Source organism: Massilia brevitalea, assembly GCF_030711405.1.
Lineage (GTDB): Bacteria > Pseudomonadota > Gammaproteobacteria > Burkholderiales > Burkholderiaceae_D > Telluria > Telluria brevitalea.
The window spans coordinates 23,287-42,254 of sequence record NZ_JAULSI010000003.1 but is presented as its reverse complement, the minus strand read 5'-3'; the positions used below and the strand labels follow the sequence as shown (position 1 = coordinate 42,254).

The following is an 18,968-nucleotide window of genomic DNA, read 5'->3' as shown; positions in this document are numbered from 1 at the left end:
TCGGACAGGCAATGCTCGCACCATTCCTACAGGCAAAATTTGACCTGTATCAAGCTCCGGGGAAGGTGTGCTATCGCCGCATCACCCCTGGCAAACGCAGCTCGGTGTGGCCCAGGTCCATCATTTTCCAGCGTCCGCCCCAGGTCAGGCCGAGCTGCTCGGCCACCTCGCCATACAGCCGATAGCCGCGCATGGCCCAGGGGTCTTTCTCGGAAATGACCAGCTTGCCGTCGCGCCAGAACGCGCAGTCGGCGGCCAGGCCGTACTGGTGCCAGCTCTGGAAGGCGCGCGCGTTGGTGACGGTGCCGCCCATCTGCGCCAGCAGGTCCTGGCGCGCCGGGCTGCGGTAGCCTTCGAGCAGGGCCATTTCATAGCCGTGCTGCTCCTTCATGATCTTGAAGGCGAGTAGCAGCCGGGCGTTGAAGTCCGGGTGCAGCAAGCCCCAGTTGCGGCTGGCGCTGACCAGCATCGGCCGCACCAGCACCACTTCCTGGGTGGTAAACGCGAGCGGCGGCGGCGCCACCGGCGGCACCAGTTGCTCGCCCTGCAGCAGCGCGGCGATCTGGGCATCGGGCAGCGTAGCGCTCGGCACGTAGTCGGGCAGCATGGCGGGCGAGCGCAGCACCAGGGCCAACAACGAAGGTATGGCGACCACCGGCACCCCGATGGCGAACACGATCCAGTTGCGGCGCGCCAGCTTCACCGCAGCCGCCCCCCAGCCGGCCAGGTCGCGCTGCAGCGCCCCGTGCTCGCGCTTGCGCGCGGGACGCCAGCCTGGCGCGCGCCGCTTCATGCGGCTGCGCAGGCCAAAAACGAACTGGCCCAGCATCGCCCTTCCGGTTGGGAAACAGGCCAGCCAGATCAGGGAGCAGGCAACGCAAAAATACAGAAGTGCGAGAAAAATCAGCATGGTTTTTCCCAGATTGTTTCTAATCGGATTGGAAACGAATATCTTAGGAGTAATGACGTGCGCCCTACAGACGAAAATCAAGGACCCTCGACGCGACCGAACCTGATGTCGTCGCGCCGCGGGGCGGGGGAAGAAAACATCCTGGCGATGCTGGAACGCGATGCCGCACGGCGCAGCGGCACGCGCATGACCAGCCCGCGCCTGGCCTGGTACTGCGCGGCCGCCGCCTTTTCCGGCATCCTGGTCGGCGCGGTGGCGTGGCTGGCGTACGACAACCACGAGACGGCGACCGCGATGCAGGTCCAGGTGCAGGCCGAACGCGTGGCCGAGGCGGATGCGGTGGCGCCGCCGGTTCCGGCGACTCCGGCCGCTCCGGCGCCAGCCGTGATCGTCGACCAGCCGCACAGCATGCCGGCCTCCCCGCCGCCGCTGGTGATGCTGCCGCCAGAGGGTCCAACCAAGGCAAGCCCGACGCCGCCGAAGGAAACGGCGCCAGCGCTGGCCACGGCGCCAGGCCCGGTCAAGGTGGAGCCACCGGGCAAAGCGGCGGCGCCGGCCGCGGCGAAGCCGGCCAGGGCGGACAAGCAGGAAACGCTTGCCAAAGCCGACAAGCCAGGGAAAACGGAAAAAGCCCCCCCGCGTACGGCGAAAGCCCAGCGTCCCGGCCTTGCCAGGGCTTCCACACCGGCGCGCGCGCGCAAGGCCGCCACGCCCGCGGCCGCCGAATCCGCGGTCGACACCGACGTCGCCCTGATCTCGGCCATCATCGCGCATTCCGAACGCCACCGCAGCGAGCGCGAACAGCCGGCTCCCTGCACCGGACCGAAATGCCCGCCACCGCCCTCACCGCCACCCCGCCCTTGATGTGGCAAAAAACCACGGCCAGGCATCCCGGCGCCTGAAAATGCTGGGATGAAGGCGGCGCCCGAGGCTATACTGTACATAAGCACAGTGACGTCTCGAGATGAACAGGGTTCTGGAAAACGAGTTTTATTACCTGGATAACTTCCAGGCTGTCCTGGACTGGATCGTGCAGCGCTACCCCGATTTGCTGACCGACGAAGAACAGGCCTTCATTGCAGCCTTCGCGGCGCTGCCGCAGCCAGCGCGCGCCCTGTTCGTGCGCATGGTCATGCGCAAGGGCGAGCTGTTCCGCGCCAGTAAATTGCGCTACGCCGAAATCGGCTGCCCGGTGGAAGCGGCGCAGCACCTGTTCCCGACCGGCTGGGTCTCCGGCGACCCCGACCTCACCCTCGACGAATTGTTCGACCTGCTCTCGAAACCCGAGCTCGTCCTCGCCTTTGGCGACCGTCTCCAGCACAAGAACGCGCGCAAGGCCGAGCAGCTCGAAGCCCTGCGCGCCAGCATGGAGCAGACTGCACAGGAGACTGCAGCGGAAAGCGCGGACCAGGCCGCGGGCGAACCCATTGGCGCCAGCGATGCCGGCCTTCCCGTCCGCCCCTTCTCCCTCCCGTTCTCCCGCTGGTTCAAGGAGTGCGGCGACGTCGCCCTGCGCATCCACGTCAAGCCCCTGTGCGACCGCCTGCGCCTGATCTTCTTCGGCAACCTGCGCCAGGACTGGACCGAGTTCGTGCTGTCCGACCTCGGCCTGTTCCGCTACGAGCAGGTCGAGTTCTCGCCGGCCTCGCGCGGTTTCCGCGAGCGCAGCGACATCGAGCACTACCTGGTCCTGCACGATTGCCGGGCGCGCTTCGTCGAGGGCATCGAGCCGCTCGAGGACATCGTGCGCGACGTGCCGCAGCATGCCTTCCGCAACGACTGGCTCGAGAGCCGGCGCGAAAAGCTGCTGTTCCAGATGGGCCAGCACTACGAGAAGGTGAAGGACTGGCCGAACGCGCACGCCGTCTACACGCGCTGCCGCTTCCCCGGCGCGCGCGGCCGTGCCATCCGCGTGCTGGAAAAGGCCGAACGCTACGACGACGCCTGGGCGCTGCTGCTGGTGGCGCGCGAAGCGCCGGAAAACGACGCCGAGCGCCAGCACCTGCTGCGCATCGGGCCGCGCCTGGCGCGCCGCCTCGGCCATCCGAAGACCATTGCGCGCCGGCCGGACCCGACACGCCTCGACCTGTGCCTGCCCATGCCCTTGGGCGACCGGTGGGTCGAAGGCGTGGTGCGCGAACACCTGGCGGGCGACGATGCACCCGTGTTCTACGTCGAGAACATGCTCGCCAACGCGCTGTTCGGGCTGTTGTGCTGGCGCGCCATCTTCGCCGCGATTCCCGGGGCCTTCTTCCACCCCTTCCACCGCGGCCCGGCCGATTTGTACAGCCCCGACTTCCACCAGCGCCGCGCGAATGAATTCGCCGACTGCCTGGCCCAGTGCGACGATGGCCGCTACCGCGCCACCATCCTCGGGCACTTCGCGGAAAAGGCCGGCATCTCCTCGCCCTTCGTGTCCTGGGAATACCTGGATGCCGGCCTGCTCGAACTGGCCCTGGACTGCATCCCCGCCGCCCACCTGAAGAAGTGGTGCGAGCGCATCCTGGCCGACGTCAAGGAAAACCGCACCGGCTTTCCCGACCTGATCCAGTTCTGGCCGGGTGAAAAGCGCTACAACATGATCGAAGTAAAAGGGCCGGGCGACCGCCTGCAGGACAACCAGCTGCGCTGGATCGAGTACTGCGCCACCCACGGCATGCCGGTCTCGGTGTGCTACCTGCAGTGGGAGCAGGCCGCTTGAGCGAAGCTCGCAAGTACACGGTTGCGGTGCGCGCCCTGTGCGAGTTCACGGCCAAGCAGGGCGACCTCGACCTGCGCTTCACGCCCTCGCCCACGGCCCAGGAAGGCATTGCCGGCCACGCGGTGGTGACAGCGCGCCGCGGCGACGGCTACCGGACGGAAGTGTCCCTTTCCGGCGACCATGGCCTGCTGCACGTGCGCGGCCGCGCCGACGGCTACGACGCAGGCGAGAACCTGCTGGAAGAAATCAAGACCTACCGCGGCCAGCTGTCCTCGATGCCCGAGAACCACCGCCACCTGCACTGGGCCCAGGTGCGCGTCTACGGCCACCTGCTGTGCGCCCAGCTCGGCCTGGACAGCGTCAACCTGGCCCTGGTCTACTACGAGATCGGCAGCGGCCACGAAACCGTATTGCGCGAAACCCGCGGCGCCGCCGAACTGCAGGCGATGTTCGAGGACCAGTGCAGCCGCTTCACCGCCTGGGCCGAGCAGGAGCTGCGCCACCGCGAAGCGCGCGATGCGGCGCTCGGTGCGCTGCGCTTCCCGCATGCGGCCTTCCGCCCCGGCCAGCGCCAGCTCGCCGAAACCGTATTCAAGGCCAACAGCACCGGGCGCTGCCTGCTGGCCCAGGCCCCGACCGGGATTGGCAAGACCGTCGGCAGCCTGTTCCCGGTGCTGAAAGCTGCCCCCGCCCAGCGCATCGACAAGATCTACTTCCTGGCCGCGAAAACGCCGGGCCGCCAGCTCGCGCTCGATGCCGCCGCCATCATCCGCGCCGCCGACCCGCACCTGCCCTTGCGCGTGCTCGAACTGACCGCGCGCGACAAGGCCTGCGAGCATCCCGACAAGGCCTGCCAGGGCGCGTCCTGCCCACTGGCGCAAGGTTTTTATGACCGCCTGCCCGCCGCGCGCGCTGCAGCCCTCGGCGTGCCGGTGCTGGACCGCGCCGCCCTGCGCGACCTCGGCCTCGCCCACGGCGTCTGTCCCTATTACCTGGGCAGCGAAATGGCGCGCTGGAGCGACGTCATCGTCGGCGACTACAACTATTATTTCGACGGCGGCGCCATGCTCTACGCACTGGCCCAGGAGCAGGGCTGGCGCACCAGCGTGCTGGTCGACGAAGCGCACAACATGGTGTCGCGCGCGCGTTCGATGTATTCGGGCGAACTCGATCGCGCCGCCCTGCGCATGGCGCGCGCGGCCGCGCCTGAAATCGTCAAGAAGGTCCTCACCAAGGTCGCGCGCGCCTGGGGTGAGATGGATGCGGATGCGCCCGCGCCTTACCAGGTGCTGGCGGCGCTGCCGGACAAGCTGCTCTCGGCCCTGCAGAACGCCACCAGCACCATCAACGATTACCTGGCCGAGCAGGCGGTGCCGATCGACCCGGCACTGCAGGATTTCCATTTCAGCGCGCTGGCGCTGCAGCGCCTGGCCGAATCCTTCGGCGAGCATTCGCTGTGCGACGTCACGCGTGACGGCAAGGAGACCACGGTCTGCATCCGCAACGTGGTGCCGGCCCCTTTCCTGAAACCCCGCTTCGAAGGCGCGCATTCGGTGACGCTGTTCTCGGCCACGCTCAGCCCCTGGCATTATTTTGCCGACCTGCTCGGCATGCCCGAGGACACCGCCTGGGTCGACGTCGAATCGCCCTTCACCGCCGGCCAGCTGGCCGTGCACATCGCCGGTCGCATCTCCACGCGCTACCAGCACCGCGCGGCTTCGCTGGCGCCGATCGCGCAGCTGATGGCCGAGCAGTATGCGCACACGCCCGGCAACTACCTCGCCTTTTTCAGCAGCTTCGACTACCTGGCGCAGGCCGCCGAGCTGTTCACCCGGCTGCACCCGGAGGTGCCGGTCTGGCGCCAGGAGCGTCGCATGAGCGAAGCGGAGCGCGCCGGCTTCCTCGACCGCTTCCAGCCCGAGGGGCGCGGCATCGGCTTCGCGGTGCTGGGCGGCTCGTTCGGCGAAGGCGTCGATTTGCCGGGCGCGCGCCTGATCGGGGCATTCGTCGCCACCCTCGGCCTGCCCCAGCTGAACCCGGTCAACGAACAGCTGCGCGCGCGCATGCAGGCGATGTTCGGCGCCGGCTACGACTACACCTATTTGTATCCGGGCTTGCAGAAGGTGGTGCAGGCCGCCGGACGCGTGATCCGCACCGAGCAGGACCAGGGCACGGTCTACCTGATCGACGACCGCTTCGCCCAGCCCGCGGTGCGCGACCTGCTGCCGCGCTGGTGGCAAGTCGACACCGTCAGCGCATCAGCTCCTTGAGCCGGGCGTAGCCGCTGCGGCTGACCGGGATGCGCTTGCCGTCATTCAGTACGGCGCACCAGCTGTCCCTGGTCGGCGCCTCGATGCGCGCAATCGCGCCCACGTTCACGATGTAGGAACGGTGCACGCGCAGGAACAGTGCCGGGTCCAGGCCCTGTTCGAGTTCCGCCATGCGGCCGTTCTTGAGGTGGGTCTTGCCGCCGGCGCTGATGGCGACATAGTCGTCCTGGGCCTCGATCCAGTCGATGCTGGCGCTCGGCACCACATGCACGCGCACGCCGTCGCGGACCAGGATGCGTTCCAGGAAGCCGTGGCGCCTTGCCGCCTCCTGGGCCAGCGCCTGTGCCTGCATTTGCGCCTGCGCCGGCGGCGCGGCGCGGCTGCGCACGCTCTCCAGGGCCTGGGCCAGGCGCTCGCGGCCGAAGGGCTTCAGCAGGTAGTCGATGGCGCGCACCTCGAAGGCCTTCAGCGCAAACTGGTCGTAGGCGGTGACGAAGACGTAGCGCGTGTTGCCAAGCGGCCCGGCGCCGGCCAGCTCCACCACCTCGAAGCCGCCCAGCTTCGGCATCTGGATGTCGAGGAATACCACATCCGGCCCCAGTTCGGCGATCGCCTTGACGGCCTCGAAGCCGTTGGCGCATTCGGCCACGATCTCGATGTCCTGGTGCGCGGCCAGGAACTCGCGCAGCAGAGCGCGCGCCAGGTGTTCGTCGTCCACGATGATGACCCGCATGCTCGCTTCTCCTCAGTTCGAATCCGGTTCCTGGTCCACGGCCGCGCGCGACGCAGGCAGCGTCAGGTCGACGCAGAAGCGGCCCGGCTCGCGCGTCCAGTTGATGCTCGCCTCGTGCGCATAGGTCGCCGCCAGGCGCTGGCGCACGTTGGCCAGGCCGATGCCGCAGCCGGCAAGGGCCGGCGCGCCGCCGTCCTCGTCGGCGTCGTTCTCGACCCGGATGCGCAGCAGCGAACCGGCGCGGCGCGCCACGATGCGCACCACGCCGCCCTCGATGCGGTTGCCGATGCCGTGCTTGACCGCGTTCTCCACCAGCGGCTGCAGGATCATCGGCGGCACCAGGCAAGCGGCGGCGTCGGCGCCGACCTCGTCCTCGAACGCCAGGCGCGGCCCGAAGCGCACCTGCTCGACCGCGAGAAAGGCCCGCACCAGCGCGATTTCCTGCTCCAGCGGTACATTGCGCCGGGCGTCCATGCCGAGGCTGCGCCGGAAGAAGTCGGACAGCTGCAGGGTCATGCCGCGCGCGGCGGGCGGGTCGATCGAGGTCAGGGCGCTGATCGAGTTCAGGCTGTTGAACAGGAAATGGGGGTCGATCTGGGTGCGCAGCATGCGCAGCTCGGCTTCCTGGGCCGCCAGCTTCATCTCCAGTTCGCGCCGTTCGAGGCTGCGCGCGCGCTCGAACTCCAGCGCCAGGTACTGGCCCACTGCCGTCATCGCATACAGGATCACGCCGAGGCCGAACATCAAGGCGGCGAAGGGCCGCGTGACCACGAAGAAGCCGGGCGCCGCGCCGTGCAGCAGCTCGCTCCAGCTGCTGCCGGCGGCGGTCCAGAGCAGGCTGGCGCAGACCGCGGTGGCGGCGAACACCAGCAGGACCGCGTACAGCGGCTTGCCGGCCAGGGGATAGGCGCGGCACAGGTAGTAGGACGAAAAACCGCTGGCGCAGCCATACACCAGCGCCAGCGGCAGCGCGAACAGCAGGGCCGCCAGCGGGCGCGCGCCGGTGGCGGCGACGATCAGGCCGGCCAGCAGCAGGCCAAGCAGCAGCCAGGCCGCCAGGTAGAGCGCGGTGCTGCGCCGCGCGTGCATCAGTCCTGTCCCCTCATCCATGCCCCATCGGTCATCGCGTCGCTTGCAGATTTCAGTTGCGCACCTCGACGCCGCCCATGATCGCGTAGCCACGGATCACCAGGCGCTTGCTGGCGTCGGGCGGGGCCACGGTCTTTTCGTCGAAGCCGCCCATGATCGGCGTACCCTGCAGGACCACCGTCCAGTCGGGCGGGCACTTGATGGTGACGCCGCCCCAGAAGGCGAACACGTTGATCACCGCTTCGCCGGCCGCGATCGAGGCGCCGCGCATGTCGAGCACGCAGCCGCCCATCACCGCGGTGACCTCGCCGCCGCGGAAGTCCTGGCTGTGCACGCGCCGGTCGAAGCCGCCGAGGATGGCCATGACGTCGACCTTCTGGGTGTCGGCGCCGGCGCGCATTGCCTCGCCCTCGGCCTCCTTGTCGAGCATGCCGTGCACCGGCAGGCCCTGCCCGCGCATGGCGCGGTACACCACCGCCACGCCGGCGCCGATCAGGACCAGTGGCCACAGCATGCGCCAGCTGAGGTAGATGATGCCGAGGCGGTGCAGGATCATCAAGGTGCCGATGCCGATGCCCGCCATGCCGATCAGGTAGCCGTGCGGCGTCGAGGTGTCGAGCAGCTTGGCGACGCCGGCGAAGATGAACACCAGCGGCCAGAAGCTGATCGCATCGTGCATCTCGATGATGTCGAGGTTATCGAGCAGGAACAGCAGGCCGACCACGATCACCAGTAAACCAATCACGACCTGGCCGGTGATGCCGCGTTCGGCGCGGCGCGCGGCGCGGCGGGCGCGCCGCTCCTCGCGCCGCAGTGTGCGCGTTGCTTCGCTGCTGTCTTTGCGGCTGTCTGCGCGGCCGTCGCCGAGGCTTTCCTTATACATGGTCCTTCTCCTTGTTCGAAGCGAAGCGGCGCGCAAGCACGGGTTCGAGCACCAGCTGCAGTCCCCACATCAGGATGAACAGCGGCCAGCTGTTACGGAAGGTCAGCCCGAGCAGGCCCTCGAACACCGCGAACAGCCACAGGCCGACGAACACCGTCCACAGCCCGCTGGTGAATTCCCTGGCGCTCGGATAGCCGATGGTCTGGTTGATGCCCGCCACCACCAGCAGCAGCGGCCAATAATGCCACAGCGTGCTGATGTCGGCGATGTCCATGCGGTCGAGCAGGAAGGCGACGCCGACCGCGATCAGGACCAGTCCCCACATCATCTGCTTGCGCTGCCTGTAGCCGTTTTCGATGCCCATGCCGTCCTCCTGTATGTGATGTCCATACGATAGCGAAAGACGGGTGGCGCCGAAAGCGCCTTTCGGCGAACGGCGGTGCGGAGCCGGTGAATGGCGCAAGGGTCGGCAAACGGCGCGGCCAATGGCGCGGTGAATGAAGCTGTGAACCTAGCGGCGAACGCTGGAAAGGGAGAAGAAAAACGGGGACGAAAAAAAGCCCGCCTCGAGGGCGGGCCGGGTGGCGTCACTGCCGCGCGTCAGGCGGCGGCCAGGCTCATCGCCGGCTGGTTCTTCACCTGGTTGCGGTACTTGGCGCTGGCTTCGGCCTTCTTGACGGCTTCGCGTGCGATGTTGACGCGGCGGATTTCCAGGCGTTCCTGCTTGCCGCGGTGTTGGGCTTCGTGCTTGTTGCCGATTTTCTTGGTCATGCGCTTCTCCTCTGTTAAAACGGTGTGAAAGGCAGCGGTCAGGAGTGCTGCTGCGACACGCCCACGTCCGCCGGCATCAGCATTTCCCAACCGAGCTGGCGCCGGATTTCTTCCGGTGCCGGCGGCGGTTTCGGGTCGCGCGAACGCCGTTCCAAATATTCGCGCACAACATGCTTCGGTGGATTCGTGGTCGTTGCAGACATGGCGCCTCCGCTTGCACTGCATGCCGCCGCCCCATGGCGACGGCGTGGAATCTGGTGCCGATCCTCGAGGCGACCGGCTAACCTGTTGAGGTATTTGGCTGCCCGCCGAACCGAATCGCAGGCGCCTCACTCACACAGGTCCATCATAACCGGGGCCCGGCGCGCGCACCGTTAGCTGCCGCACACTGCGCGCAAAAGATGAGCTGAAGGATGAAATCAGCAGGCAGAAAAAAGGGAAGCCGAAGCTTCCCTCCCGTTGATGCGAACCCTGCGGTCAGAACCGGTACTTCAGGTTCAGGTAGAACACGCGGCCGGCGACGTCCAGCTTCTGCTGCTCTTCTTCGCTGTAGCGGTAGTAGGCGCGCTTCACGTTGGTCAGGTTGGTGGCGTCGAACGACAGCACCATCTGCGGCGTGATGTTGTAGCTGGCGTTAAAGGCGAGCGTGGTCACCGGCGCCGCCATGGTCGGCGCGGTCGGCATCACGATTCCGTTGATCACCGAGTTGCCCTGGCTGTTCGCGGTCGGCGACGGCGCCGTGGTGCTGTTCACGTATTCGCCGCGGTAGTTCGCCACCAGGCGCGCCGAGGCCTTGTCATTCTCGAAGTACAGGCCCAGGTTGCCGGCCCATTCGGACGCGCCCACCATTGGGCGGCCGTCGTCGACCTCCGTCTTGGCGCGGCTGACGTTCGAGGTGAAGCCGAACGGGCTGCTGCCGAACGGCTGCTCGTAGGCCAGTTCGATGCCGGTGATCTTCGCGCCCTGCTGCGAGGAGGTGTTGATGAAGAAGCTTTTCACCACCTGGTCGCGCGGGTCGGTCAGTTCGATGGTCGAGGTGCCGACGGTGCCGGTCTTCACGTAGCCGTCGATCTTCGAGTGGAACACGCTGGCCGTCACGGCGGAGCGGCGTGCGAAGTACCAGGACCACGACAAATCGATGTTGTCCGAGGTAAGCGGATGCAGGTCCGGGTTCGGGCCGGTCACGCGGCAGCCGTTCACGTCGCAGCCCGGGGTGCCGAAGCCGCTGCCCAGCACGTTGTAGTTCTGGCGGCCGATGGTGCGGCTGGCGCCGAAGCGGGCAATCATGTCCGGCGTGATCTCGTAGCGCAGGTTCAGGCTCGGCAGGAAGTTCTTGAACACCTTGTGGGTCGGCGTCTTGTAGTACATCGTGCCCGACAGCTGGTTGAAGGTCGTGCCGTCGTAGAAGGCGACGGCGTCGCCGGCGTCGGTGATCGCGCCCGGGTAGGCGGCGCAGACGGTCGGCGCCTGGCCCGGCGCGCTGCGCAGGCAGGTGCGCGGGTTCGGGATCGGGGTGGCGATCTGGGCGTCGACCACGGTGCGCACGTAGCGCACGCCGACGTTGCCCGACCACGGACCGTGCTCCAGGTTGGCCATCAGGTAGGCCGCGCTCTGGCGCTCGCGCATGTCGATTTCGGTGCTGACGCGGCGTTCGAAGGCTTCGCTGGTTTCCTTGGTGTTGGCCGCGATGTAGGCCTTCAGGGCTTCCGGCGTGTAGGTGAAGCCGGTGTTATCCCAACCCGAGCCGCCCAGGCCGGAGCCGAAGTTGCCCGGGTAAGGCTGCCAGCCTTCGGTCGGCGTCACGGTCGACTGGATGATCTTGCCGGTGGCATCATAGGTGACGCTCAGCGGGGTGCGGAAGGCCGGACCCCAGCGGCGGCTGTCGCGCTTGTGGTCGGCATGGCGCAGGCCCATTTCCAGCGACGACACCCAGGCGTTCTCCAGCTTGTATTCGGCATCGACCTGGCCGCTCTTTTCCTTGTCGGTGGTGCGCACGCCCGACGCGGTGCGGCCGACGATCATGTAGCCGCTGCCGTCGGGATTGATGCCCGGACGGTTTTCGCCGGCGCCCTGGTATTGGACGAAAGGCGCGTCGTGCAGGCCGCGCAGCGCGTAGGACACGCCGGTGCCGAAGCGGGCAAAGGTGGTGCCCTGGTCGAGGTCGGTCTTGCCGACGCCGCGCGTGGTCGAGAACAGGCCCTTCAGGGTCAGGTCCTGGTTGACGCGGTACTTGGCGTCCAGGTCGAGGAAGGCGCTGGTGGCCTCGGCGCCGTCGCGGTAGAAGCCTTCCGAGTTGCCGACGTACTGGGGCGTGGTGCCGTCCGGGAAGACGATGTCGGCCGACTTCAGGATCTTCAGCTCGTGGCCGTACAGGGTGCGCTCGGTGGTAATTACAGGATTGCGGATCTGCGCATACACGCGCTGGCCGTTCGACGAGGTGTTCGGCGAGGTGCCGGTCGTGCCGCCCAGGGTCTCGCCCTTACCCATCAGCATCGAGTAGATGGCGCCCGAGGTCAGGCGGCCATTGTTGTTCGCGTTCATGCGCGAATGGAAGCCGGTCACGGTCATGTCGAGGTCGGCGTTCGGCTTGAACTGCATCGACAGCATGCCGCCCTTGCGGTCGCGCACGGATTCGACGAATTCCGAGCTCATCGAACCCGGCAGGCGCACGCCGTTCAGGTCGGCCGCCTTGAGGCCGGTGCCGGCCAGCGAGGCGTCGGTGATGCCGAGCATGGTGGCGGTGTTGATCTCGCCCCAGCCGCTGCTGGTGCCGTAGGCGAAGCGCGAGACCGAGTCGCGGCGCACGTAGCGCTTCTCGGCGAAGCCCTGGGCGATGATGCCGAAGGTGTTCGCTTCGTTCTTCCAGTTGATCGAGGCGTTCAGGTCGGGCGCGGTCTTGTCCGGCAGCTGGGCATAGCTGGCGCCGACGCTGACCTGCCCCGACAGGCGTTCCTTCTGGGCCAATGGCTTGCGCGTGCTGACGTTGATGGTGCCGGCCAGGCCGCCGTCGACGATGTTGGCGTACGAGGTCTTGTAGACCACGGCCTGGTTCAGCACCGAGGACGGCAGCAGCGACAGGCTGGTCGAACGCGAACTCGATCCCTGGTCGCCGACGTACCAGTCGCCGCCGGAGACCGTGTGGCCATTGAACAGGATCAGGGACATGTCCGGGTTGGTGCCGCGCATCGACACCTTTTCCGCTTCGTCGTAGTCGGTGCGCACGGCCACACCGGCCAGGCGCTGCAGCGAGTCGGCCAGGTTCTTGTCCGGCATCTTGCCCACGTCTTCGGCCGTGATCACTTCGACGTTCCCGGTGGCGTTCTTCTTGACGGCGAGCGACTTGGCCATCGAGGCGCGGATGCCGGTGACCTCGACGGTCTGCATCGGCGCCTGCGCTTCGGCGCTCGTGGCGGCGCCGGTCTGGGCCATGGCCGGCAGCGCGGCCAGGCCGAACAGTGCCGTCGATACGGCCGCTGCCAGCGGCTTCTGTTTGAACATGCTCTCTCCTGATATAAGTATTGTGTTCTGCGGCAGCGTGACTTCTCTGCCATTCTGAAAGTATTAGCTATAAGCAAATAATTTGAATAATCACTTGTCATCCTCCTGTCATAACTTGGAGGAATGTACGGTGCGCCTGCAACCGCCGGTTATGGCCGGGCCACGAATAATCATTGTCAAAACGATCTCGTCCGCGTTAGCGTCTGCTTTTCGATTCCGAAAGACCCGTGCCCATGCGCTTCCTCCCCCTGCTCCTCGCCGGCGCCGTGCTTGCCGGCTGCGCCACCCCGCCCGCGCCGAAGACCGCCCAAGCGCCGGCCGCCCCGGTCCCCATCGAGACCATCCTGCAAAAGCCGCTCTATCGAATGAGTCCGGTGGAAGCCGGGCGCTACGTGGCCTGGCAGCACGCGGCCGAGCCCGACCTGCGCAAGCGCATCGCCGCCATCGGCCGCAAGAACATCGGCCAGCCCTATATCCTGAATCTGCTGGGCGAATTCCCGTTTGAGGTGCACGACAACCTGCCGCTGTTCAGCCTGGACCACAGCGACTGCGTGGTATTTGCGGAACACACTTATGCGATGGCGCTCTCGCGATCGTGGGAAGAGTTCTTCTGGATGCTGCAGCGCATCCGCTACAAGGACGGCGTGATCGGCGTGGCCACGCGCAACCACTACACGGAACTGGACTGGAACGTGTCGAACCGCTGGCTGGTCACCGACATCAGCGCCGGCCTGGCCGGCGCGAATGGTCCGGGCTACGACATGCGCGTCGACCGCGCGCGCTTCCTCGAGACGCGCCATAACACGGTGCGCGCGATCCCGGTCGAGACCAGCCGCCAGGCCTATGTGCCGAAGGAGAGCGTGGCTGCGATCGCGGCGCAGCTGCAGGAAGGCGATTTCGTCAACGTGATCTCGACCCGCGACGGCGCGCACTGGGCCTCCCACGTCGGGCTGGTGGTGCTGGGGCCGAACGGTGAACGCCACTTCCTGCATTCGTCGGAACCGCAGGTGCGCGAAGAGACCTTCGACGCCTACATCGCGCGCGCCGCCGAACGCGAAGCGAAGAACGCACGCGAAGGGAAGAACGGCCAGCACCTGGCGGGCTTCAAGTTCCTGCGCCTGAACGAGGACATCGTGGTGCCGCCGATGGCGCCGCAGCCGCGTCCGGGAGCCTGACGGCGCGGGATCCGCCTGCCCGTCCCCGCCGTCCGCGCCGGACGGCGGACTGGCGCTCTTGCGCGCTTTTCGCCGCCACTCTTGCCGCCGTCCTTCAGCCGTTCGCTGCCGCCGCTCCTTGCCCCGCCCCTTCCGCAGCTATTCTTCGCTACACCTCACGCCCTTAAGCCTCCGGCTCTGCTACTCCCTCTCGGCCGTCGTCACGCCAAGGCCAACATCTCCTTAGTTAGTTCCAAAAAGAAATCTATCACGTAACTTACGTCGATATATTTCCTATTTCCATTTCTTATATTTAACGACAGCCGTTTTTCATTTTAATTCGCAATTCGCGGTTGAGCAGGGTCAAACGCTGCACGCCAAGTGGGCCGGATAATAAACTTACTCAGCGGCGATTAGTCTAATTCTCGCTCATTGATTTAATTAATTGCGGAAATATTGCTGAGTACGTTAATTCCATGATTTATCAGCACTGGATAATCCGCATTCCCGCAACCATTTGACCGCGATTACCATGTCGACCCAGTCCACGTATATCCTGAATCAATTCTGTGCCCGCATGGTGTCGCTTGGTCGGACCACGAAAATCGCCCTGATGGTCGCGATTGACCTACTTGCGCTGCCCCTTTGCTTCCTGATCGCACTGCTGCTGCGCGGTGACATGCGGCTCGCCGCCAATTACGGCCCGGCGTCTTATATATTGGTGGCGCTGGTCACGATCGCCGCCTTTTCGATGTCCGATCTTTATCGCGCCGTTATCCGTTTCATCGACGGGCGCTTATTAAGCGCCACCGGCCTGGCGCTCGGCATCGCCGTATTATGCGCGTATGTCGTGCTGTTTGCCATTAACGATGCGGTATTTCCCCGCAGCGCATTGGCGATTTACTGGTTTATCGTTTTCTCGTATGTCGTCACCTCGCGTATTGGCATGCGTAATTTCCTGCGCAATCATACGGAAGGCCGCCAGACTTCGGACGCCGTCGCCATCTATGGCGCCGCCGAACCCGGGGCACGCCTCGCGCAAACCATGCGCAACAGCGACGAGCACCGCCCGGTCTGCTTCTTCGACGACAAGCGCGCCCTGGTCGACCGCACCATTGCCGGCCTGCGCGTATTCCACACCGACCGCCTGGCCGACCTGGTGACCGCCCACGGCATCCGCACCGTCGTCATCGCCGTGCCCGCCATGCCGGCCGAACGCCTGCGCGACATCATGCAGCGCCTGGCGCAGGCCGGCGTCACTACCAAGATCCTCAGCCGCCTGGTCGACCTGGCCGACGACCGGGTGCGTCCACGCGACTCGATCCGCGAACTGAAGTTCGAAGACCTGCTCGGCCGCCCGCCGGTGCCGCCGCGCCTCGATTTGTTTGCCCGCTGCGTGCGCGGCAAGACCGTGCTCGTCACCGGCGCCGGCGGCTCCATCGGCGGGGAACTCTGCCGCCAGATCGTCACCCTCGGCCCGTCCCGCCTGCACCTGCTCGACCATTCCGAATACGCGCTCTACACGGTGCGCCAGGAACTCGCCACCCGCTTCCCCGACCTGCGCATCGACGCCCACCTCGGCTCGGTCTGCAATGCCGACCTGGTCGAACGCATCCTGGGCGACAGCCACGTCGACACCGTCTACCACGCCGCCGCCTACAAGCACGTGCCCCTGGTCGAGGCCAACATTGTCGAGGGCCTGCGCAACAACGTGCTGGGCGCCCAGGTCGTGGCCAGCGCCTGCGCCCGCCACAACGTCGAGACCTGCGTGCTGATCTCCAGCGACAAGGCGGTGCGCCCGACCAACATCATGGGCGCCAGCAAGCGCATCGCCGAGCTGATCTTCCAGGCAGCGGCCGCACGCGGCAGCCAGACCACCTTCTGCATGGTCCGCTTCGGCAACGTCCTCGGTTCCTCGGGTTCCGTGATCCCCCTGTTCCAGCGCCAGATCGCCAAGGGCGGCCCGCTCACCATCACCCACCCCGAGGTGTCGCGCTACTTCATGCTCATTCCCGAGGCCGCGCAACTGGTCATCCAGGCCGGCGCCATGGCCAAGGGCGGGGACGTCTTCGTGCTCGACATGGGCGAGCCGGTGCGCATCGTCGACCTGGCGCGCACCATGATCGCCATGTCAGGCCTCACCGAAAAATCGCCGCAAAATCCGAATGGCGACATCGAGATCAAGTTCGTCGGTTTGTTTGCCGGCGAAAAGCTGCACGAGGAACTGCTCACCGACGGCACCGTCTTCCCCAGCGAGCATCCACGCATCATGCGCATGAAGGAAAACGCGCTGCGTCCCAGCGTGCTGGAAACCTGCATCACCTGCCTGATGATGGCCTGCGAGACCCACGAGCGCGCCATGATCGAATCGATGGTCAAGGCCATCGTCAGCGAATACACGCCGCAACTGCCGGCCGCCGCACCGGTGCCGCTGCCCGAGCCGGCCCGTCTCAGTCTGATCAACAAGTTCGTGCCCTTCCGCATCTAGCGGCACGGCTTCCGTCTTTGATTTTTTTACCTTGAATTGGCGAGGATACCCATGCGCGACGAACACCCATCGGCCCACCTGCAACAGCTCACCGCCAAACTGCGCGACCGCACAGCCGTCGTCGGCATCATCGGGCTCGGCTACGTCGGCCTGCCGCTGACCCTGCGCTATGCCGAAGCGGGTTTCCGCGTGCTCGGCATCGACATCGACGGCGCCAAGGTCGAGAAGCTGAACCGCGGCGAGAGCTACATCCGTCACATCGCAGGCGACGACATCGCCGCCGCGCGCGAGGCCGGTTTCGAAGCCACCACCGATTTCACCCGGGCCCACGAAGCGGATGCCCTGGTCATCTGCGTGCCCACGCCACTGAACGCCTACCGCGAGCCCGACCTCTCATTCGTGCTCGACACCGTCGACGCCCTGCTGCCCTTCATCCGTCCCGGCCAGCTGGTCTCGCTGGAAAGCACCACCTATCCCGGCACCACCGAGGAAGAATTGCGGCCGCGCCTCGAGTCGCGCGGCCTGGAAGTCGGGCGCGACGTCTTCCTCGTGTTCTCGCCCGAGCGCGAAGACCCGGGCAACGCCCACTTCGAAACCCGCACCATCCCGAAGGTCTGCGGCGGCAGCACGGCGGCCTGCCTGGAAGCCGGCGTCGCCCTGTACAGCGCCGCTATCGACCACGTGGTGCCGGTCAGCTCGACGCGCGCCGCCGAACTCACCAAGCTGCTGGAAAACATCCACCGCGCGGTGAACATCGGCCTGGTCAACGAAATGAAAATCATCGCCGACAAGATGGAGATCGATATCCACGAGGTGATCCGCGCCGCCGCCACCAAGCCCTTCGGCTTCACGCCCTACTACCCCGGTCCCGGCCTGGGCGGGCACTGCATCCCGATCGACCCCTTCTACCTCACCTGGAAGGCGCGCCAGTACGGCGTCCATACCCGCTTCATCGAACTGGCCGGCGAAATCAACAGCGACATGCCGCATTGGGTGATCGGCAAGGTCACCGACGCACTGAATCAACGGGGGCGCTCGGTGATGGGCAGCCGCGTGCTGGTGCTGGGCATCGCCTATAAAAAGGACGTCGAAGACATGCGCGAGTCGCCCTCGGTCGAACTCATGGAACTGCTGCGCGACAAGGGCGCCCATGTCGACTACTCCGATCCGCACGTGCCAGTGTTTCCGCGCATGCGCGAACACCGCTTCGACCTCTCCAGCGTGGCGCTGACGCCCGACGCCCTGGCTTCCTACGACCTGGTGCTGCTGGCCACCAGCCACAGCGCCTTCGACTACGACATGATCCGGCACTACGCGAATCTGATCGTCGACACCCGCGGCGTCTACCTCGAACGCCTGCCCCACGTCGTCAAGGCCTGAGGCCACCCAGCGTCCACCGGAGAACCTCATGCGCAACTACCCCCCCGCCATCGTCGACCGCAAGATCCGCTTCGCCCTGATCGGCTGCGGCCGCATCGCCAGGAACCATTTCGCCGCCATCGCCGGGCACCGCGAGCGCTGCGAGCTGGTCGGCGTGTGCGACATCGACCCGCGCGCCCTGCGCGAAGCCGCCGACAAGACCGGCGCCGAAGCCTATGCCAGCCTGGACGACATGCTGGCCCGCTGCGACGCCGACGCCTTTATCGTCACCACGCCTTCGGGCCTGCACCCCGAGCAGGCGGTGCAGATCGCCCGCGCCGGGCATCATGTGATCACCGAGAAGCCGATGGCCACGCGCTGGGAAGACGGCAAGCGCATGGTGAATGCCGCCGACGCCGCCGGGGTGCGCCTGTTCGTCGTCAAGCAGAACCGCCGCAACGCCACCCTGCAGCTGCTGAAAAGCGCGGTCGACAAGAAGCGCTTCGGACGCATCTACATGGTCAACCTGAACGTGTTCTGGACCCGTCCCGACGAGTACTACAACAGCGCCAAATGGCGCGGCACCTGGGAATTCGACGGCGGCGCCTTCATGAACCAGGCCAGCCACTACGTCGACCTGATCGACTGGATCATCGGCCCGGTGGAAAGCCTGCAGGCCTACACCGCCACGCTGGCGCGCAACATCGAGGTCGAGGACACCGGCGTCATCAGCCTGCGCTGGCGCAACGGCGCGCTCGGCTCGATGAACGTCACCATGCTCACCTATCCGCGCAACATGGAAGGCTCGATCACGGTGCTGGGCGAGCACGGCACGGTGCGTATCGGCGGCGTCGCCGTCAACGAAGTGCAGCAATGGGAATTCGCCACGCCCGACGCCGACGACGACAAGGTACGCGACGCCAGCTACCAGACCACCTCGGTCTACGGCTTCGGCCACCCGCTGTACTACGACAACGTCATCAAGGTGCTGCGCGGCGAAGCCGAACCCGAGACCGACGGGCGCGAGGGACTGAAGTCGCTCGAGGTGCTGGTGGCGGCCTACATGTCGGCGCGCGACGGCAAGCGCGTGGCCCTGCCGCTGGAGTATTGAG

General features: G+C 66.4%; 15 protein-coding genes. 7 read left to right on the top strand and 8 right to left on the bottom strand.

Going from position 1 to position 18,968, the window contains the following annotated elements; translation table 11 throughout:
• Positions 1-70: 70 nt before the first annotated feature.
• On the bottom strand, positions 71-829 hold the full coding sequence (locus QWL29_RS02155) for a M15 family metallopeptidase (RefSeq protein WP_370663656.1): 759 nt from the start codon (positions 827-829) through the stop codon (positions 71-73).
• 138 nt (positions 830-967) lie between these two features.
• Between QWL29_RS02155 and QWL29_RS02150 the strand changes: the two genes are divergently transcribed.
• From QWL29_RS02150 to QWL29_RS02140, 3 genes are all read left to right on the top strand, one after another.
• Entirely contained in the window at positions 968-1,774 is an 807-nt protein-coding gene (locus tag QWL29_RS02150; RefSeq protein WP_305821246.1) for a hypothetical protein, read from the top strand.
• A gap of 100 nt (positions 1,775-1,874) precedes the next feature.
• Positions 1,875-3,611, top strand: a complete 1,737-nt coding sequence (locus QWL29_RS02145; RefSeq protein ID WP_305821245.1) for a VRR-NUC domain-containing protein — start codon at positions 1,875-1,877, stop codon at positions 3,609-3,611.
• Complete coding sequence (locus tag QWL29_RS02140; protein WP_305821244.1) at positions 3,608-5,881, top strand: ATP-dependent DNA helicase; 2,274 nt, start codon at positions 3,608-3,610, stop codon at positions 5,879-5,881. The genes QWL29_RS02145 and QWL29_RS02140 overlap by 4 nt, the downstream gene beginning before the upstream one ends.
• Here QWL29_RS02140 and QWL29_RS02135 read toward each other — a convergent pair.
• From QWL29_RS02135 to QWL29_RS02105, 7 genes are all read right to left on the bottom strand, one after another.
• Entirely contained in the window at positions 5,862-6,614 is a 753-nt protein-coding gene (locus QWL29_RS02135; RefSeq protein ID WP_305821243.1) for a LytR/AlgR family response regulator transcription factor, read from the bottom strand. The genes QWL29_RS02140 and QWL29_RS02135 overlap by 20 nt on opposite strands.
• A 12-nt stretch (positions 6,615-6,626) precedes the next feature.
• Positions 6,627-7,724, bottom strand: coding sequence for a sensor histidine kinase (locus QWL29_RS02130; protein ID WP_305821242.1), 1,098 nt, complete (start codon positions 7,722-7,724; stop codon positions 6,627-6,629).
• A 31-nt stretch (positions 7,725-7,755) separates the two neighbouring features.
• A complete protein-coding gene (locus QWL29_RS02125) occupies positions 7,756-8,586 on the bottom strand; it encodes a LiaI-LiaF-like domain-containing protein (protein ID WP_305821241.1) in 831 nt (276 codons plus the stop codon).
• Positions 8,579-8,950 (bottom strand): LiaF transmembrane domain-containing protein, encoded by a 372-nt coding sequence (locus QWL29_RS02120; protein ID WP_305821240.1) that lies wholly within the window; start codon positions 8,948-8,950, stop codon positions 8,579-8,581. Before QWL29_RS02120 ends, QWL29_RS02125 begins: the two co-directional genes overlap by 8 nt.
• A 236-nt stretch (positions 8,951-9,186) precedes the next feature.
• Positions 9,187-9,357: a hypothetical protein gene (locus QWL29_RS02115; RefSeq protein ID WP_305821239.1), complete on the bottom strand. Its 171-nt coding sequence runs from the start codon at positions 9,355-9,357 to the stop codon at positions 9,187-9,189.
• 38 nt (positions 9,358-9,395) lie between these two features.
• Positions 9,396-9,560: a hypothetical protein gene (locus QWL29_RS02110; RefSeq protein ID WP_305821238.1), complete on the bottom strand. Its 165-nt coding sequence runs from the start codon at positions 9,558-9,560 to the stop codon at positions 9,396-9,398.
• 274 nt (positions 9,561-9,834) lie between these two features.
• A complete protein-coding gene (locus QWL29_RS02105; RefSeq protein ID WP_305821237.1) occupies positions 9,835-12,855 on the bottom strand; it encodes a TonB-dependent receptor in 3,021 nt (1,006 codons plus the stop codon).
• Between the two features lie 233 nt (positions 12,856-13,088).
• Between QWL29_RS02105 and QWL29_RS02100 the strand changes: the two genes are divergently transcribed.
• From QWL29_RS02100 to QWL29_RS02085, 4 genes are all read left to right on the top strand, one after another.
• Complete coding sequence (locus QWL29_RS02100; protein ID WP_305821236.1) at positions 13,089-14,030, top strand: N-acetylmuramoyl-L-alanine amidase-like domain-containing protein; 942 nt, start codon at positions 13,089-13,091, stop codon at positions 14,028-14,030.
• 592 nt (positions 14,031-14,622) lie between these two features.
• The gene (locus QWL29_RS02095) at positions 14,623-16,497 is read left to right on the top strand and encodes a polysaccharide biosynthesis protein (RefSeq protein ID WP_305821235.1); all 1,875 of its coding nucleotides are present in this window, start codon (positions 14,623-14,625) and stop codon (positions 16,495-16,497) included.
• Between the two features lie 51 nt (positions 16,498-16,548).
• Positions 16,549-17,877, top strand: coding sequence for a nucleotide sugar dehydrogenase (locus QWL29_RS02090; RefSeq protein ID WP_305821234.1), 1,329 nt, complete (start codon positions 16,549-16,551; stop codon positions 17,875-17,877).
• A gap of 28 nt (positions 17,878-17,905) precedes the next feature.
• Positions 17,906-18,967 carry a Gfo/Idh/MocA family protein gene (locus QWL29_RS02085; RefSeq protein ID WP_305821233.1) on the top strand — a complete coding sequence of 354 codons (1,062 nt, stop codon included), beginning with the start codon at positions 17,906-17,908 and terminating at the stop codon, positions 18,965-18,967.
• Position 18,968 lies beyond the last annotated feature (1 nt).

Bases quoted from the DNA above. Each gene is read 5' to 3' on its own strand.
- QWL29_RS02130 (WP_305821242.1), bottom strand. From the start codon at position 7,724: ATGGATGAGGGGACAGGACTGATGCACGCGCGGCGCAGCACCGCGCTC.
- QWL29_RS02125 (WP_305821241.1), bottom strand. From the start codon at position 8,586: ATGTATAAGGAAAGCCTCGGCGACGGCCGCGCAGACAGCCGCAAAGAC.
- QWL29_RS02110 (WP_305821238.1), bottom strand. From the start codon at position 9,560: ATGTCTGCAACGACCACGAATCCACCGAAGCATGTTGTGCGCGAATAT.
- QWL29_RS02135 (WP_305821243.1), bottom strand. From the start codon at position 6,614: ATGCGGGTCATCATCGTGGACGACGAACACCTGGCGCGCGCTCTGCTG.
- QWL29_RS02155 (WP_370663656.1), bottom strand. From the start codon at position 829: ATGCTGGGCCAGTTCGTTTTTGGCCTGCGCAGCCGCATGAAGCGGCGC.
- QWL29_RS02145 (WP_305821245.1), top strand. From the start codon at position 1,875: ATGAACAGGGTTCTGGAAAACGAGTTTTATTACCTGGATAACTTCCAG.
- QWL29_RS02120 (WP_305821240.1), bottom strand. From the start codon at position 8,950: ATGGGCATCGAAAACGGCTACAGGCAGCGCAAGCAGATGATGTGGGGA.
- QWL29_RS02095 (WP_305821235.1), top strand. From the start codon at position 14,623: ATGGTCGCGATTGACCTACTTGCGCTGCCCCTTTGCTTCCTGATCGCA.
- QWL29_RS02085 (WP_305821233.1), top strand. From the start codon at position 17,906: ATGCGCAACTACCCCCCCGCCATCGTCGACCGCAAGATCCGCTTCGCC.
- QWL29_RS02105 (WP_305821237.1), bottom strand. From the start codon at position 12,855: ATGTTCAAACAGAAGCCGCTGGCAGCGGCCGTATCGACGGCACTGTTC.
- QWL29_RS02115 (WP_305821239.1), bottom strand. From the start codon at position 9,357: ATGACCAAGAAAATCGGCAACAAGCACGAAGCCCAACACCGCGGCAAG.
- QWL29_RS02090 (WP_305821234.1), top strand. From the start codon at position 16,549: ATGCGCGACGAACACCCATCGGCCCACCTGCAACAGCTCACCGCCAAA.
- QWL29_RS02100 (WP_305821236.1), top strand. From the start codon at position 13,089: ATGCGCTTCCTCCCCCTGCTCCTCGCCGGCGCCGTGCTTGCCGGCTGC.